Source organism: Lutibacter sp. B1 (assembly GCF_012524075.1).
Taxonomy (GTDB): Bacteria; Bacteroidota; Bacteroidia; order Flavobacteriales; family Flavobacteriaceae; genus Lutibacter.
Genome location: NZ_JAAZUI010000002.1, coordinates 163042 through 178928, shown reverse-complemented (window position 1 = coordinate 178928; position 15887 = coordinate 163042). Strand labels below are relative to the sequence as shown.

At 28.4% G+C, this 15887-nt stretch carries 20 protein-coding genes; 13 read left to right on the top strand and 7 right to left on the bottom strand.

All coding sequences use genetic code 11. The features are described 5' to 3' along the window. Nucleotides 1-6 precede the first annotated feature (6 nt). The 6 genes from yajC (at nt 7) to HGB55_RS02220 (ending at nt 5032) form a co-directional block, all read left to right on the top strand. Nucleotides 7-330 carry a preprotein translocase subunit YajC gene (yajC, locus tag HGB55_RS02245; protein ID WP_168814242.1) on the top strand — a complete coding sequence of 108 codons (324 nt, stop codon included), beginning with the start codon at nt 7-9 and terminating at the stop codon, nt 328-330. A gap of 70 nt (nt 331-400) precedes the next feature. Next, a complete protein-coding gene (locus HGB55_RS02240; protein ID WP_168814241.1) occupies nt 401-1366 on the top strand; it encodes a hypothetical protein in 966 nt (321 codons plus the stop codon). Further along, nucleotides 1363-1950: a dephospho-CoA kinase gene (gene coaE, locus HGB55_RS02235; protein WP_168814240.1), complete on the top strand. Its 588-nt coding sequence runs from the start codon at nt 1363-1365 to the stop codon at nt 1948-1950. Before HGB55_RS02240 ends, coaE begins: the two co-directional genes overlap by 4 nt. 132 nt (nt 1951-2082) lie before the next feature. Continuing rightward, complete coding sequence (locus HGB55_RS02230; RefSeq protein ID WP_247649173.1) at nt 2083-3603, top strand: sensor histidine kinase KdpD; 1521 nt, start codon at nt 2083-2085, stop codon at nt 3601-3603. 9 nt (nt 3604-3612) lie between these two features. Next, nucleotides 3613-4311, top strand: coding sequence for a response regulator transcription factor (locus HGB55_RS02225; protein WP_168814238.1), 699 nt, complete (start codon nt 3613-3615; stop codon nt 4309-4311). A gap of 100 nt (nt 4312-4411) precedes the next feature. Beyond that, entirely contained in the window at nt 4412-5032 is a 621-nt protein-coding gene (locus HGB55_RS02220) for an L-threonylcarbamoyladenylate synthase (protein ID WP_168814237.1), read from the top strand. A 4-nt stretch (nt 5033-5036) separates the two neighbouring features. Here HGB55_RS02220 and HGB55_RS02215 read toward each other — a convergent pair whose 3' ends face one another. Both HGB55_RS02215 and HGB55_RS02210 read right to left on the bottom strand, forming a co-directional pair. Then, nucleotides 5037-6044, bottom strand: a complete 1008-nt coding sequence (locus tag HGB55_RS02215) for a glycosyltransferase family 2 protein (protein ID WP_168814235.1) — start codon at nt 6042-6044, stop codon at nt 5037-5039. A gap of 46 nt (nt 6045-6090) precedes the next feature. Then, nucleotides 6091-6540 carry a type I restriction enzyme HsdR N-terminal domain-containing protein gene (locus HGB55_RS02210; protein WP_168814233.1) on the bottom strand — a complete coding sequence of 150 codons (450 nt, stop codon included), beginning with the start codon at nt 6538-6540 and terminating at the stop codon, nt 6091-6093. A 29-nt stretch (nt 6541-6569) separates the two neighbouring features. On the opposite strand from HGB55_RS02210, the gene holA reads away from it, so the two are divergent. Next, nucleotides 6570-7574: a DNA polymerase III subunit delta gene (gene holA, locus HGB55_RS02205; protein WP_168814231.1), complete on the top strand. Its 1005-nt coding sequence runs from the start codon at nt 6570-6572 to the stop codon at nt 7572-7574. 19 nt (nt 7575-7593) lie between these two features. Here the strand turns inward: holA and HGB55_RS02200 are convergent, their stop codons facing one another. Genes HGB55_RS02200 through rlmH form a run of 5 tightly spaced genes read right to left on the bottom strand, consistent with a single transcriptional unit; the run spans nt 7594 to nt 11529 of the window. Further along, nucleotides 7594-8616: a M28 family metallopeptidase gene (locus HGB55_RS02200; RefSeq protein ID WP_168814229.1), complete on the bottom strand. Its 1023-nt coding sequence runs from the start codon at nt 8614-8616 to the stop codon at nt 7594-7596. Nucleotides 8617-8652: 36 nt separating this feature from the next. After that, nucleotides 8653-9447, bottom strand: a complete 795-nt coding sequence (locus tag HGB55_RS02195; RefSeq protein WP_168814227.1) for an ABC transporter ATP-binding protein — start codon at nt 9445-9447, stop codon at nt 8653-8655. Beyond that, the gene (locus HGB55_RS02190) at nt 9448-10482 is read right to left on the bottom strand and encodes an iron ABC transporter permease (protein ID WP_211047325.1); all 1035 of its coding nucleotides are present in this window, start codon (nt 10480-10482) and stop codon (nt 9448-9450) included. It lies immediately after the preceding gene. Further along, a complete protein-coding gene (locus HGB55_RS02185) occupies nt 10476-11063 on the bottom strand; it encodes a non-canonical purine NTP diphosphatase (protein WP_168814225.1) in 588 nt (195 codons plus the stop codon). The genes HGB55_RS02190 and HGB55_RS02185 overlap by 7 nt, the downstream gene beginning before the upstream one ends. Next, nucleotides 11056-11529 carry a 23S rRNA (pseudouridine(1915)-N(3))-methyltransferase RlmH gene (gene rlmH, locus HGB55_RS02180; protein ID WP_168814223.1) on the bottom strand — a complete coding sequence of 158 codons (474 nt, stop codon included), beginning with the start codon at nt 11527-11529 and terminating at the stop codon, nt 11056-11058. The genes HGB55_RS02185 and rlmH overlap by 8 nt, the downstream gene beginning before the upstream one ends. 222 nt (nt 11530-11751) lie before the next feature. Here rlmH and nadC point away from each other — a divergent pair, with 222 nt between their 5' ends. The 6 genes from nadC to HGB55_RS02150 all read left to right on the top strand — a co-directional run bounded on the left by nadC (nt 11752) and on the right by HGB55_RS02150 (nt 15852). Continuing rightward, nucleotides 11752-12609 (top strand): carboxylating nicotinate-nucleotide diphosphorylase, encoded by an 858-nt coding sequence (gene nadC / locus HGB55_RS02175; RefSeq protein ID WP_168814221.1) that lies wholly within the window; start codon nt 11752-11754, stop codon nt 12607-12609. A gap of 103 nt (nt 12610-12712) precedes the next feature. Beyond that, on the top strand, nt 12713-13081 hold the full coding sequence (locus HGB55_RS02170) for a four helix bundle protein (protein WP_168814219.1): 369 nt from the start codon (nt 12713-12715) through the stop codon (nt 13079-13081). 48 nt (nt 13082-13129) lie between these two features. Continuing rightward, nucleotides 13130-14068, top strand: coding sequence for a YihY/virulence factor BrkB family protein (locus tag HGB55_RS02165; RefSeq protein ID WP_168814217.1), 939 nt, complete (start codon nt 13130-13132; stop codon nt 14066-14068). Next, on the top strand, nt 14065-14796 hold the full coding sequence (gene kdsB / locus HGB55_RS02160; protein WP_168814215.1) for a 3-deoxy-manno-octulosonate cytidylyltransferase: 732 nt from the start codon (nt 14065-14067) through the stop codon (nt 14794-14796). The genes HGB55_RS02165 and kdsB overlap by 4 nt, the downstream gene beginning before the upstream one ends. Nucleotides 14797-14800: 4 nt before the next feature. Continuing rightward, the gene (locus HGB55_RS02155; RefSeq protein ID WP_168814212.1) at nt 14801-15379 is read left to right on the top strand and encodes a DUF4126 domain-containing protein; all 579 of its coding nucleotides are present in this window, start codon (nt 14801-14803) and stop codon (nt 15377-15379) included. After that, entirely contained in the window at nt 15376-15852 is a 477-nt protein-coding gene (locus tag HGB55_RS02150) for a hypothetical protein (RefSeq protein ID WP_168814211.1), read from the top strand. Before HGB55_RS02155 ends, HGB55_RS02150 begins: the two co-directional genes overlap by 4 nt. Nucleotides 15853-15887: the final 35 nt, after the last annotated feature.

Here is a 15887-nt window from a genome sequence, read left to right as displayed (position 1 = left end):
ACGATAATGTACACAACAATTTTTTTACAAACAGGAGGAGGAAGTTCATTAACAACTATGTTACCTTTCTTATTGATGATTTTGGTTCTATATTTTTTTATGATTAGACCACAAATGAAACGTCAAAAAAATGAAAAACAATTTCAAAATTCTTTAACTAAAGGAACAAAAGTTGTAACATCGAGTGGAATACATGGGAAAATTGTTGATATTGTTGACAGTGATAATACTGTAATAATTGAAACAGGTGCCGGTAAAATCAAATTTGAAAGAACAGCAGTTTCTATGGATCTCAGTAAAAAATATCAAGCTCCTATAGAAAAGAAATAAAAAATTCTCAACCAATAAAAAGTGAGCTGTAAAGCTCACTTTTTTTGTATATTTAGTTTTTATTTTAAATATGAAAACAGCTGTTAATAAACCTGGAATGTCGCTAAGAAACAATAGAAAAGTAAGAATATTTTTATTTTTTTTAGTGTTAACATCAATTATTTGGTTGTTGATTGAATTGTCTAAAACCTATACAAGTTCAGCAGTATTTAAAATAGAATATAAAAATTTACCTGCCGATAAATTATTGCAAAGCAAACCAATTCAAGAGGTAAATGTTGCAATTAAAGCTCCGGGTTTTAATTTGGTAAAATACAAAGCTGTTAAGCATAAAATAACATTAAACTTAAAAAATGTTATAAAAAATAATACCTCTTATTATTTATTGCCTAATGCACAAATTTCTAATTTAAATGCACAATTGCCTAGTGAAACTGAAATTGTTAAAATATTGAGCGATACTATTTTTATTGAATTAGGTAATAATATTTCAAAAAAAATACCTGTTAACCCTTCAATAGATATAAAATACAAATTAGGTTATAATTTAACTGAAGATTTAAAAATAATACCTGATTCTATAATAATTTCAGGACCTGAAAAATACATTGATTCTGTAAAAGAGATAACCACAACTACCTTAAAATTAAATGAAGTTTACGAAAATATAAATATTGACTTACCTTTAAAAACTCCATTAAAAAAAAATATTGTACTTTCAGATAAAAGTGTTAAAATAAAAGGAGAAGTTGATAAATTTACCGAAGGAAGTTTTACAATACCTGTAACTATAATTAATGAACCGGAAGGAGTTAAAGTTAGACCATTTCCAAATGAAATAGAAATTGTTTATCAGGCCGGACTTTCAAATTTTAATAAAATTAATAAAAATAGCGTTCAGGTAGCGTTTGATTATAAAGAATACCAAAACGATACTTTAATTCGTTTTTTAACTCCGGTAATTATGCAAAAAAGTGAGTTTATTTCATCCATAAGAATTAATCCAAACCAAATAGAATTCTTAATTCAAAAATGAAAATAATTGGTTTAACAGGCGGAATTGGTAGTGGAAAATCTACAGTGCTTAAAATGTTTGAAGAGCTTGGTGTAAAGGCTTACATAGCTGATATTGAAGCAAAAAAATTAATGAAAAATGATGTAGAGTTGGTGTCGCAAATTAAAAATTTATTTGAAGACAGTTCTTATAGTAATGGAGAATTGAACAGAGCTTTTATAGCCTCAATAGTATTTAATGATAAAGAAAAATTAAGTGCTTTAAATAATTTGGTTCATCCAAAAGTAAAGGAACATTTTACTAACTTTATAGCTAATTCATTTGCAGATTTTATAATGTATGAATCTGCAATTCTATTTGAGAGCGGAACAGATAAAATGTGCGATTTTATTATTACAGTTACAGCTGATTTTAATGATAAAATTAAAAGAATAATAAAACGTGATAATGTTTCCAAAAAGCAAATTTTAGAGAGAATGAACAATCAACTAAATGATGATTTTAAGATTAAAGAGGCTGATTTTGTTATTGTTAATAGTGATTTAAAAAGTACTGAACAACAGGTAAAAACTATTTATAACTTGGTTGTTGATTTTAATTCATAAATAGATATATTCTTAATAAATTGTTAAAAAATTATATATTTTGTTAATCTGCGTTAAAAAGTAATACGTTTGCTGTTAAAAGTTTAATTTTGAATAATGGGGAAGAGGTTTTTTTTGCTCATCATTGTATTAATGAGTGTTGCCTTAATAGGCATAATTACTGTTCAGGTATTTTGGATTAAAAATACGATACAAATTACAGAAGGGCAATTTACATCGAATGTCAGATTTGCATTAGCAAAGGTTTCTGAAGATATAAAACAAAGAGAGTTTGATGAATTTTATCATAAACTTTTAGATATTTATAAAGAGGGAGAAAAATTAAAAGCTTCTGATGTCAGTAAATTTATTTTTGAGAAAATTGATACAGTAAATAATGAGCGTTTCACATATTCTCAAAGTATTATAGAAGCAAATTATAAAGTCCCAACCGAGTTCTTTGAAAATGATACTATTGATTTTAGAGAGATTTTTAGTAAAGAAGAAATTGTAATTACTAAAGATAATTTATTAGACGCTACAAATCCGCCGGAAGAAAAGTTTATTAAAATGGGTAGATTTGAAGGTGCTGAAAAATCATATTTAGAAAGAGTATTCGATCAGTATACAAGTAAGTTACCTATTCATAAAAGAGTTAGTAATCAAGAGATTACAATGAGTTTGGAAAAAGAGTTGAGTAGCAGAGGAATAAATACCAATTTTAAATACGGTATTTATAGTAATGGTTTGGCAACTCAAGTAAAATCGGGTTATTTTAGAAAAGAAGAAGGTAAAAGTTATAAAGTACCAATGTTTGCCGATGCGAATGGAAATAGTAATTATCAATTATTTGTAACTTTTCCGGAGAAAAAGAACTTTATTCTTTCTTCAATAACAAAAATATTGGTTTTATCGGCTTTTTTTATTCTAATTATAATTTTAGCTTTTGTAAGTGCGTTATATCAGTTAATAAGGCAGAAACAAATCTCTGAGATTAAAACGGATTTTATAAACAATATGACGCATGAATTTAAAACACCAATTGCAACCATAAATTTAGCGCTAGATGCAATTAAAAATCCTAAAATAATAGAAGATAAAGATAAAGTACAGAGGTATGTTGCAATGATTCGTGAAGAAAATAAAAGAATGCATGCGCAGGTTGAAAATGTATTAAGAATTTCTAAGCTCGAAAAAAATCAATTAGATGTAACAAAAGAAAAGATTGATGTACACGATATAATTGAAGAGGCTGTTACACATGTTGAGTTGATTATTAAAAATAGAGGAGGTTATATAAAAATGCATTTTAATGCAGGAATAACCGAGATTTTAGGCAATCAATTTCATTTTACTAACGTTATAGTAAATATATTGGATAATGCTATAAAATATTCAAATAACTCTCCAAAAATTGATATTATCACAGAAAATACAAGTAAAAACATTGTCATCCAGATAAAAGATCAGGGAATTGGTATGACAAAGAATGTTCAAAAACACGTATTTAAAAAGTTTTATAGAGAAGAAAGAGGCAATATTCATAATGTGAAAGGTCACGGTTTAGGACTTTCATATGTAAAAAAAATAATAGAGATTCATCAAGGTGATGTATATGTTGAAAGTGAGAAAGGAGTTGGAAGTACTTTCATAATTAAATTACCTTTAATTTAAAATAAAAATATGGAAAATAATAGAATTTTACTGGTTGAAGACGATCCTAATTTTGGAACCGTTTTAAAAGATTACTTATCGTTAAATGATTATAGAGTTACCCTTGCTAAAGATGGTTTGGAAGGATTGATAATGTTTAAAAATGATGAATTTGATTTATGTATTTTAGACGTTATGATGCCACGTAAAGATGGATTTTCATTAGCAAAAGATATAAGAGCAACAAATTCTGAAGTGCCAATTATATTTTTAACTGCTAAAACTATGAAAGAAGATGTGTTAAAAGGATATCAATCCGGTGCCGATGATTATTTATACAAACCTTTTGATTCTGAAGTGTTATTGTATAAAATTAAGGCAATACTGCAACGTAAGGAAACAGGGCAAACTGTTGAAGAAGATACGTTTGAGTTTAAAATTGGTAAATTTGAGTTTAATTCAAAATTACGTCATTTAACATTTGATGGTAAAGAGCCTCAAAAACTTTCTCCAAAAGAAAGTAAATTGTTAAAAATGCTGGCCAGTCATAAAAATGATTTAATGCCAAGAGAATTAGCCTTAACAAAAATTTGGAGAGACGATAATTATTTTACCTCTAGAAGTATGGACGTTTACATTGCAAAACTTAGAAAGTATTTAAAAGAAGATGAAAATGTTGAAATACTCAATATACATGGTGAAGGCTTTAGATTGATTGAAAAATCATAATAAATAATTTAATAAATAGTATATCATAAGAAAACCTGCTTAAGCAGGTTTTTTCATTTTAAAATAAATTATATTTGTTTTAAACATAAAATGATGATGTATGGCACAATTAGTTAAATTATTTGAAGAAAATCCCAACGAACGTGAGTTAAACAAAGTGGTTGAGGTTTTAAAAAAGGGAGGTTTAATTATTTATCCAACAGATACTGTTTATGGTATTGGTTGTGATATTACCAATATGAAAGCAATGGAAAAAGTTGCTAAAATAAAGGGTATTAAATTAGAAAAAGCAAATTTCTCATTTATTTGTTACGATTTAAGTAATCTGTCAGATTATGTAAAACAAATTGATACACCAACCTATAAAATATTAAAAAGAGCTTTACCGGGACCGTATACATTTGTATTACCGGGTAATAATAATTTACCTAAAGCTTTTAAAAATAAAAAAACGGTAGGTATTAGAATTCCTGATAATAATATTGTTAGAGAATTGGTGAAAAGGTTAGGAAACCCAATAGTTTCTACATCAATATATGATGAAGATGATTTGTTAGAATACACTACCGATCCGGAACTTATTTTTGAAAAATGGGAAAACAAAGTAGATTTGGTTATTGATGGTGGTTATGGAGGAAATATACCGTCTACTGTTATTGATTTGTCTGAAGGTGAAATAACCGTTTTACGTGAAGGTAAAGGAAGTGTAGAAGATTTATAGTAGTCTAATGTTTTTGAATCTCTTTAAAAACTTTTTTATTGAGTACAAAATAGTGCCAAACAATACTTTTTGTTAAATAGTAGTCGTTTTTAGGTGCTATAATTTTACGTTTTTTTAGCATTTTAGGTAAAAAGTGATAAAAGCTAAAATGAGCTCTAATGATGGCGAAAGTATGTATAGGTCTAAATTCCAATAAAAATTTAATTCCTGCTATTCCGTCCAAAATTAAACGAGTAAAGATTATTGAGAATAACGATTTTTTAGGCAAGTTTTTTACCAAAGTAAATAAGCTGTTTCTAAAATTTAAAAAAGTTTTTCTTGGGTTAGCTTCTTTTAAAGTAGCACCACCAACATGATAAACTGTTGATAATCCTACATATTTAATGACGTAGTTTAAATTTTGAACTCTCCAACATAAATCAATTTCTTCTTGATGTGCAAAATAATCTTCATCAAAACCATGAAGTTGATGAAAAACTGAAGAACGAATAAAAAAGCAAGCACCCGATGCCCAAAAAATAGTTGTTGCATCGTTATATTGCTGATGGTCTTCTTCTAAATTCGAAAAAATTCTTCCTCTACAAAAAGGATATCCAAATTTATCAATGAATCCACCGCCGGCTCCGGCATATTCAAATAAAGATTTGTTTTTATAATCTAATATTTTAGGTTGAATTATGGCAGTATTTGGTTCATTTTCAAAAGTTGAGATAATTGGTGAAAGCCAATTTTTAGTAACTTCAATATCAGAATTTACCAATGCATAAATATCAGCATTTATATTTTTTAAAGCATCATTATACCCTTTTGCATAACCTCCATTCACTTCATTTTTAACAATTTTAATAGTGGAATAATTTTGTTGAATAAATGCTATAGAATCATCAGTTGAAGCGTTGTCGGCAATATAAACAGTAACATTTTCTAAGTTACTGTTTTCTATAATTGAAGGAATAAATTTTTCCAATAATTGTTTTCCGTTCCAGTTTAATATTACAATGGCTGTTTTCACGTTTGCAAACTTACTTTAAAATCGTTAATAAAAAGGAACTATTTTTTTAATCATGTGTGTAATTGGGTATACTTTCTAAAAAAATATATTGTTCTTTAATAGTATCCATATAACAGTGAAAATGTTCTAAACCGTTGGTTACTAGTAAGTATGTTGCTTCTAATTTTAAATTATATCTAGCAATTTGGTCAAATGATTCTTGTGTTATTTTTACGGAGGGCGATTTGCATTCAACAATAATATGAGGTAAACCATCGGTATTAAAAACTAAAATATCGGTACGCTTTGTTAATTTGTTTATGGTAAGTTGTTTTTCAATAGCTATTAGAGAAATCGGGTACTTTTTTTCTTCAATCAAATAATGTATTATATGTTGGCGAACCCATTCTTCAGGTGTTAGGCTAACATATTTTTTTCGCACAATATCAAAAATAAAATACTTATTTTCGCTACTTTTGATTTTGAACTTATATGTAGGTAAATTCAATAACTGCATACAGCAAAAATGCTAATTTTTTTTTATAAATGAGTGACGTTACCAAAATAGTTTCTGATATTAAAAATGGACAAATAAAACCTATTTATTTTTTAATGGGTGAAGAACCATATTATATTGATAAAATTTCAGAATTTATTGAAGACAATGTGCTTACTGAAGAAGAAAAAGGCTTTAATCAAATGGTTTTGTACGGAAGAGATGTGACAATTGAGGATATTGTTGACAATGCCAAACGATTTCCAATAATGGCAGAAAAGCAGGTTGTAATTATTAAAGAAGCCCAAGAGTTGTCACGGACTATTGATAAATTAACTTCATACGCCGAGAATCCACAGCCTTCAACAGTTTTAGTAATTTGTTACAAGTATAAAACTATAGATAAACGAAAAAAATTATACAAAACTATCCAAGATGTTGGATTGGTTTACGAAAGTAAAAAACTATATGAAAATCAGGTAGCAGATTGGATTAGAAGAGTTTTAGCCGGTAAAAATTATAAAATTGATAACAAGGCTGCGATTATGCTAGTTGAATTTTTAGGTACTGATTTAAGTAAAATTAGTAATGAACTAGACAAATTGATGGTTATTTTACCAAAACAATCTACAATTACTCCAAAAGATATTGAAGAGAATATTGGTATTAGTAAAGATTATAATAATTTTGAATTACGAAAAGCAATAGGTGAACGTAATGTGTTAAAAGTGAATAAGATTATTAATTATTTTGCTCAAAATCAAAAATCAAATCCTATTGTTATGACTATTTCACTTTTGAATAGTTTTTTTACGCAAATGCTTATATACCATAGTTTAAAAGATAAATCGAAAAATAGTGTTGCAAAAGCTTTAGGAGTAAATCCGTTTTTTGTGTCAGATTATGCTGTGGCCGCTAAGAACTATCCTATGAAAAAAGTTTCACAAATAATTGCTTTTTTACGTGAGGCTGATGTTAAAAGTAAAGGAGTAGGAGCAAATGCACTACCGGTAGGTGATATTTTAAAAGAATTAATGTTTAAAATATTGCATTAAAAAATAAGGCAGGTAAATTTTACTTATCAACAATTATTCTTTGTTCTCTATTAGCTACTTCCCAAGCTGTATAAAAAACCAGTTGTGTTCTTTTAGCTAATAATTCATAGTCAATTTTATCCGGCGTATCAGTAGGTTTATGGTAATCGTCATGAGTTCCGTTAAAATAAAAAATGATGGGAATATTATTTTTAGCAAAATTGTAATGGTCTGATCGATAATAAAAACGATTAGGATCTTCATCATCATTATAAGTATAATCTAAATTCAAATTTGTATACGTAGCATTAATCTTTTCAGAAATGTTGTGTAATTCTGTACTAAGTTTGTCCGATCCAATAACATACACATAATTTGGATTATCTTGGTGAGCATTGTCAACTCTGCCAATCATATCAATATTTAAATTTGTAACTGTTTTTTCTAACGGAAATATAGGAAAGTTTGTATAGTATTTAGAGCCTAATAATCCTTTTTCTTCACCTGTTACATGTAAAAAAAGAATAGACCTTTTTGGACCATAACCCGAATTAGTTGCTTTTTGAAAGGCTTTTGCAATTTCCATTACAGCAACTGTGCCGGAGCCATCATCATCGGCACCGTTGTATATTTTATCATTTTTTGTTCCAAGGTGGTCGTAATGAGCAGAAATTACCACAACTTCCTCCGGTTTTTCAGTTCCTTTAATAAATGCAACAACATTTTCTGAAGGTTTTAATTTCGGTTTTAAATGTTCAGTAGGAATGCTTTGAAAATAATCTTCTCCTCCATAAGGTGATGGAATATTTTGAGAGATATAGAAGTCTTTTATATAATCAGCAGCTTTTTTTTGCCCTGGTTCACCTGTATTTCTTCCTTCAAAATCATCTGAAGCTAGTATATAAAGATGTTTTTTTAAATCGGCAGGTGTTATGGAGTTTGCAAATACTGTAGCGTTTATAGTATTTAAAACAGGATTTTTTGAAATATTATGAGCAGTATTTTTACTACTGCTACAGCTAATAATAAGGGCTAAAGCAGTAAATAATAAGATTTTTTTCATTTTAAAATTTAAAATTTCCCAAATATATTAAATAAGTTAGGATTTTAAGATTGTGAATTGTTTTAAAGTTTTATTAAAACTAATTAAATTGGAATCAAAAAGTGTATCTAAATCATTATTAACAATCAGTTTTTCTGTTTCTCCTGAAATAAAATTAGAAGGGGTCATTAGCCAAAGTTCATCGGCTAATTGAAGTGCTAAATTAACTTCATGAGTTGAAACAATAATAGTTTTATTAAATTCTGAAGCTAATTTTTTTAACAATGCAAAAGTTTCAATGGTATGATGTAAATCTAAATGAGCCGTTGGTTCATCTAAAACAATAATATCGGTATTTTGGGCTAAAGCTCGGGCAATTAATATTTTTTGTAACTGACCATCACTTAATTCATAATATTTGGTTTTGATTAAATGAGTGGTGTTTGTTTGCTCAAAAGCAGTTTTTATAAAATGCAAATCCTTTTCAGTTAAAGTTCCTACCCAATTTGTATAAGGTTGGCGTCCTAAAGCCACTAATTCGTATACCGATAAATTATTTTCCGGTAAACGCTCAGTTAAAACCAAACTGAGAGATTTTGATAATTCAAGGTTATTTAAATCTTTTAAATTACAATCATTTATGAAAATTTCACCACTCAAAGCAGGTTGAACTTTGGTTAATGTTCTTAATAAAGTAGATTTACCAATACCATTTTTACCCAATAAACAAACTAATTTCCCCTTGGTTAATTCAATATTTAAATTACTGGCAATAGTATTTTTCTTCTTTTTAGAAGCGTAGCCAATACTTAAATTTGAAGTTTTAATTATATGTTTATGTAGTGTACTCAATTAATAATTTATTTTACGTTTTCTAACTAATAGCCAAATAATTATGGGTGCTCCAAATAAAGATGTGATGGCATTTATGGGTAAAGTATATTCACTGCTTGGTAATTGTGAAATACTATCGCAAATTAACATAATTATTGCTCCGCTTACAGCAACAGCAGGTAATAAAGTTTTATGGTTTGAGGTTGTAAAAAGAAGCTTTGTTAAATGAGGAACAGCTAAACCAATAAAAGCAATAGGACCTGAAAAAGCAGTAATTACACCTGTTAATAAACTGGTAGCAATTAATGTTATATTTCTTGTTCGTTTTACATTAACACCCATACTTTTAGCATAATTTTCACCTAATAATAAACTGTTTAAGGGTTTTATTATTAAAACAACTAAAACAATTCCTATAAAATAAACGATTAACAATGCTAAAATTTCTTTCCAACTTAAATTTCCTAAACTACCAAAACTCCAAAATAAATATTGTTGCAATTGGTTTGCACTGCTAAAATAAGCCAATACACTTATTACTGCCGATGTTAAGCTGCCAAACATTAACCCTATAATTAAAATAGACATCGTATTTCTAACTTTTAGAGCAGCTAATATCACCGCCGAAAGCACTAAAAAAGCTCCAATACTTGCAGCAGTTGCTTGTCCCCAATTGGTAAAAGCATAAGAAGTAATATTAGCACCTAAAAACGAGGCTCCTAAAATTAAAATTGCAACACCTAAACTTGCTCCGGAACTGATTCCTAATACAAACGGACCGGCAAGAGGATTTCTAAACAATGTCTGCATTAACAATCCACTTATCGATAACCCGGAACCAACAATAATGGCTGTTATAGCTTTAGGTAATCTGTAGTGTAATATGATAGATTTCCATGCTTCTTTTTCAACATTACCATCAAAAAATGATAGTATAATTTGTTTTAAAGGAATGTAAACGGAACCTAAACTTATATTAATTAAAAAGATAATTATAAGTGTAATAAACAGTATTACGAATGTATTTTTATATGATTTTATTGGGCTTACCAAGTATGTTTATTTAAAAAAGTTACTAATTTTTCAATTGCTTTGCCTCTGTGGCTAATTTTACCTTTTTCATCTAAATTCATTTCTGCAAAAGATTTAGAAAAACCTTCGGGTTTAAAAATAGGATCGTAGCCAAAGCCATTTTCGCCATGTTTTTCTTTTAAAATTTCACCTTTGCAAATACCTTCAAAAATATATTGTTTACCTTCAATATTAAGCGCAACAGCAGTTCTAAATTGAGCTTTTCTGTTCGGATTATTTCCAAGTTCTTTTAACAATTTTTGAATGTTATCTTCCGGAGTACAATTTTCTCCTGCATAACGTGCTGAATATACTCCAGGTTCATTATTTAGAACTTCAACTTCAAGTCCAGTATCATCAGCAAAGCAATTTAGTCCGTATTTTTCAGTAATAAAATTAGCTTTTATAATTGCGTTGCCTTCTAAAGTGTCAGACGTTTCAGGTATATCTTCAAAACAATTAATAGCTTCTAAACTTACAATTTCAAAATGAGGAAGCATAGCTTCAACTTCTTTTAATTTATTTTTATTGTTTGTTGCAAAAACCAGTTTTAATTTATTCATGGTGATAGGGTTCGTTTTTTAAAATTGTAAAGGCTCTGTACAATTGTTCAGTAATAAATAAACGAATCATTTGATGAGAGAATGTCATTTTTGATAAAGAAACCTTTCCTTGTGCTTTTTGGTAAACAGTATCAGAAAAACCGTAAGGACCACCAATTACTAAAACCAATTGTTTTATACCTGCATTCATTTTTTTTTGCAGATATTTTGAAAATTCAATTGACCTGAGTTCTTTTCCTTTTTCATCCAATAAAATCAATTGATCGGTAGCTTCTAGTTTTTTTAAAATTAACTCTCCTTCTTTTTCTTTTTGTTGCTGCTCGCTAAGGTTTTTAACATTTTTAATATCAGGAATTACTTCTAATTTAAAACTCACATAGTGCTTTAACCTATTTTGATATGTATCAATTAAGGTTTGTAAATTTTTATCATCTGTTTTGCCAATAGCAAGTAATTTTATTTTCACACGTAATAAATTTTATAATTAACTATTAATCAATTTTTTATAAAATTAAGAACGCTTGTACCTCTCATTACATTCGTTCTCACATTAAAAATATTAATATTTTAATAAAAAGGGAAAAATTAAATTTGTTAACGTTCGTTTCATTTTGTAAATATAAAAAGAATTAAAGATGAATTTTTTGAAAATAAAAAAGTTATTTTTGTTTGAAAATACACTTTAAAAATGATTTCTAAAAAACAATTTGAGAAGGAACTTGATATTATAATTTCAAACGCAATTAGAGAAGATGTTGGTGATGGTGATCACAGTTCATTAGCTTGTATTCCTTCTTCAACACAAGGTAAAGCAAAATTATTGGTAAAAGAAGATGGCGTAATTGCCGGAGTTGAATTTGCTAAACGAATTTTTAATTATGTTGATGAAAACTTGAAGGTTGAAACATTAATTAACGATGGTGAAAGTGTTAAGTATGGAGATATTGTTTTTTATGTGTCAGGAAGTTCTTTATCTATTTTAAAATCAGAACGTTTAGTGCTAAATGCAATGCAGCGTATGAGTGCTATTGCAACTAAAACTCAGCAATTTGCCAATTTGCTAAAAGGTACTAAAACAAGAATATTAGATACGCGTAAAACTACACCCGGAATTAGAGCCATTGAAAAATGGGCGGTAAAAATTGGAGGAGGTGAAAACCATAGATTTGCTTTGTATGACATGATTATTCTGAAAGATAATCATATCGATTTTGCCGGAGGAGTTTCAAAAGCAATTACCAAAACACAGCAGTATTTGAAAGAAAAAAATCTCGATTTAAAAATTATTGTTGAAGCCAGGAGCATAGAAGAAATTGAAGAAATTTTATATGCCGGAGGTGTTTACAGAATTTTAATTGATAATTTTAATTATGAAGATACTAAAAAAGCCGTTGCATTAATTGGCGATAAATGTCAAACAGAATCTTCAGGAGGTATAACTTTAGAAACTGCAAAAAAATACGCTGAATGTGGTGTAGATTATATTTCTTCCGGAGCTTTAACACACTCTGTTTCAAATATGGATTTAAGTTTGAAGGCTGTATAAAGAGGTGATAAGATTCAAAGGCACAAAGGAGTAAAGGCACAAAGTGTTAAAGGAGCTAAGGAAAAAGTAACAAATTAAAATTGCAGTAAAAGGTAAAGTATTAATGAAAACATATAGAGAGTTAATTGTTTGGGAAAAATCTATGAATTTGGTCACAGATATATATCAGGTTTCCAAATCATTTCCAAATGATGAAAATTTTGGTTTGACATCTCAAATTAGAAGGTGTGCAATTTCTATTCCCAGTAATATAGCAGAAGGTTATGGGAGAAATAGTTTAAACGATTACGTACGATTTTTAAATATTTCTTTAGGTTCATTGTTTGAATTACAAACTCAAGTTGAAATAGCATTTAATCTAAAATATATAGTTAAAGATAGTTTTAATAAGTTATATGAATTTACAAGAGAAATAGAAAGAATGTTATCTAGTTTAATTAGGAAATTAAAAGCAAAATCAATTAAAAAATAAGGTAATTTTTAGACTTTATACCTTTGCATCTCTGAACCTTATAAACTAATGAGTAAAGAAATAGAAGACAAATTACTTAAAATACCAATTTTAAATTGGGTAGTAAAACTTGGTAAAACTGTAAAAATACCGGGTTTACAAGGGATGTCTTTGTATGACATTATTGAAATGTATGTTGTTGGTATTGTGAAAGGTGCTTTAACATCACGTGCAGGAGGTATAGCTTTTAGCTTTTTTATGGCATTGTTTCCTTTTATGCTGTTTATTCTTACACTTATTCCTTATGTGCCAATTGAAGGTTTTCAAAAAGATTTTTTAGATATGATTGAGCAGCTATTACCGCCTAATACTGCTGAATCTGTTCAAAGAGTAATAAATGACATTGCCAATAACCGCTATGGAGGTTTGCTTTCATTCGGTTTTATAGCATCCATTTTTTTAATGACTAATGGTGTAAATGCTATTTTAGGTGGTTTTGAATATTCATATCATGTAACTCAAATGAGAAATATTATACGTCAATATTTCATTTCAATGGCAATGGCAATTATATTGGCTGTGATTCTTGTTTTAACTGTAGCTTTAATTGTGTATTTTGAAATAGTAATTAATGATTTAAAAACGCATGGCTGGTTAGATGATGAGGTTTTTTGGATAGAAAAAGGGAAATTTTTATTTTTTACTTTATTACTTTTTGTTTCTGTTTCATTTTTATATAAATACGGTACAAAAGAAGTAAAACATAATTCGTTTTTTTCACCGGGAGCCATATTAACAACTTTGTTAATGATAGTTATGTTTAGGCTTTTTGCAATTTATGTGTTAAAGTTTGCTACGTATAACGAGTTGTACGGTTCAATTGGGACATTATTAATAATTATGCTTTTTGTTTGGTTAAATTCCATAATTTTATTACTTGGTTTTGAACTCAATGCGAGCATTAATATACTTAGAAGGTTCCAACAAATAAAAAAAGAAAATCAATGAAAACAGTAGTAGCAATGATTCCTGCTCGTTACGAAGCAACCCGATTTCCGGGGAAATTAATGAAAGATTTAGCAGGCAAATCCGTAATTGTTAGAACCTACGAAGCAACAAAAAAATCCAATCTGTTTGATGAAGTTTATGTGGTTACCGATAGTGATATTATTTATAATGAAATTACTTCAAACGGAGGTAAAGCCATTAAAAGTATTAAAGATCACGAATCTGGAAGCGACAGAATTGCTGAAGCAATTGAAAATTTAGATGTTGATATTGTTGTAAATGTTCAAGGTGATGAACCTTTTACACAAAAAGAACCTTTAAAAAAGCTATTGGAAGTTTTTCAAAATGATATTCATAATCATGTAGATATAGCATCATTAATGATTAAAATGGATGATGATGAAGAAATTAACAATCCAAATAATGTAAAAGTTGTAACTGACGAGCAAAATTTTGCCATGTATTTTTCGCGTTCTCCAATTCCGTATCCAAGAGAAAAATCAAAAGCAATATATTATAAACATATTGGTATTTACGCTTTTAGAAAACAAGCCTTGCTTAAATTTACCAAATTACCCGTAAATAGGCTAGAAGCTGCTGAAAAATTAGAGAATTTACGTTTTTTGGCACATGGTTTGAGAGTAAAAATGGTAAAAACAAATCAAATTGCTATTGGTATTGATACTCCGGAAGATCTAAAGAAGGCCAATACAATTTTTAAACATTAAATAAATGGACTTTTCACCGGAAATTATTGTGAGTATTCTTATTGGAATAGGATTGGCAGCCTCAGTAGGTTTTAGAATTTTTGTTCCATTGTTTGCTTTAAGTTTAGCATCCTATTTTAATATTATTCCGTTAAACGAAAGTTGGCAATGGGTTGGTAGCATAACAGCCATTATTACATTGGGAGTTGCTACTGTTTTTGAGATTTTAGCTTATTTAATTACTTGGTTCGATAATTTATTGGATACAATAGCTGTGCCATTGGCTGCAGTAGCCGGAACAGCTGTAATGGTTGCAACGGTAAGCGATTTAGATCCAGCTTTAACATGGGCTTTAGCAATTATTGCAGGAGGCGGTACAGCAGCAGCAATAAAAGGTACAACAAGTACAACACGTTTGGCTTCAACAGCTGGTACAGCAGGTATAGCAAATCCAATGATTTCAACAGTTGAGACAGGTACTTCTATATTTATGTCTTTAATTTCAATATTTATACCTGTTTTAGCTATTATTTGCATTATTGCAATTTTTTGGATACTATTCAAAGTTTTTAAAATGTTTAAACCTTCAAAATCAAATCAATGAGTTATATCAATAAAGAACCTAAAGATTTTATAAAATCATTACAAATTATCCATATAGCACTGGTTTCAGGAGTTATTGTTTTTGGTTTAGTAATTGCTTACATAACTAAAAATCAACTATACTTTTCATATACTGAAGATAAACTTTTTTTGTATATGGCAATATTTATTTCATTTATTGGAAATTTGGTTAGTAAACAGATATATACAAAACAAATAAGCCAAATAACCTTAAAGCAAGATTTATATCTAAAAGCTGCAAAATACAGTACTGCACATATTTATAGAGTTGCCATGTTAGAATTTCCTGCATTGATGTGTATTATTTTTGTAATGCAATCAAACAATATTTTTTATTTTATTTTAGTAGGTATTCTAATAATAATCATGTCTACAATTTTCCCGACAAAAGAAAAATTTGAAAACGATGTACCTTTAACACCAAAGGAAAAATCAATACTAGAAAAGCTTTAATTAGTTTTTAAAATTTTAGATATTTGCAAACTAAT

Coding starts and splice junctions, on each gene's coding strand:
- yajC (WP_168814242.1), top strand. CDS start 7: ATGTACACAACAATTTTTTTACAAACAGGAGGAGGAAGTTCATTAACA.
- HGB55_RS02240 (WP_168814241.1), top strand. CDS start 401: ATGAAAACAGCTGTTAATAAACCTGGAATGTCGCTAAGAAACAATAGA.
- coaE (WP_168814240.1), top strand. CDS start 1,363: ATGAAAATAATTGGTTTAACAGGCGGAATTGGTAGTGGAAAATCTACA.
- HGB55_RS02230 (WP_247649173.1), top strand. CDS start 2,083: ATGAGTGTTGCCTTAATAGGCATAATTACTGTTCAGGTATTTTGGATT.
- HGB55_RS02225 (WP_168814238.1), top strand. CDS start 3,613: ATGGAAAATAATAGAATTTTACTGGTTGAAGACGATCCTAATTTTGGA.
- HGB55_RS02220 (WP_168814237.1), top strand. CDS start 4,412: ATGGCACAATTAGTTAAATTATTTGAAGAAAATCCCAACGAACGTGAG.
- HGB55_RS02210 (WP_168814233.1), bottom strand. CDS start 6,540: ATGCAGTTATTGAATTTACCTACATATAAGTTCAAAATCAAAAGTAGC.
- holA (WP_168814231.1), top strand. CDS start 6,570: ATGAGTGACGTTACCAAAATAGTTTCTGATATTAAAAATGGACAAATA.
- HGB55_RS02200 (WP_168814229.1), bottom strand. CDS start 8,616: ATGAAAAAAATCTTATTATTTACTGCTTTAGCCCTTATTATTAGCTGT.
- HGB55_RS02185 (WP_168814225.1), bottom strand. CDS start 11,063: ATGAATAAATTAAAACTGGTTTTTGCAACAAACAATAAAAATAAATTA.
- nadC (WP_168814221.1), top strand. CDS start 11,752: ATGATTTCTAAAAAACAATTTGAGAAGGAACTTGATATTATAATTTCA.
- HGB55_RS02170 (WP_168814219.1), top strand. CDS start 12,713: ATGAAAACATATAGAGAGTTAATTGTTTGGGAAAAATCTATGAATTTG.
- HGB55_RS02165 (WP_168814217.1), top strand. CDS start 13,130: ATGAGTAAAGAAATAGAAGACAAATTACTTAAAATACCAATTTTAAAT.
- kdsB (WP_168814215.1), top strand. CDS start 14,065: ATGAAAACAGTAGTAGCAATGATTCCTGCTCGTTACGAAGCAACCCGA.
- HGB55_RS02155 (WP_168814212.1), top strand. CDS start 14,801: ATGGACTTTTCACCGGAAATTATTGTGAGTATTCTTATTGGAATAGGA.
- HGB55_RS02150 (WP_168814211.1), top strand. CDS start 15,376: ATGAGTTATATCAATAAAGAACCTAAAGATTTTATAAAATCATTACAA.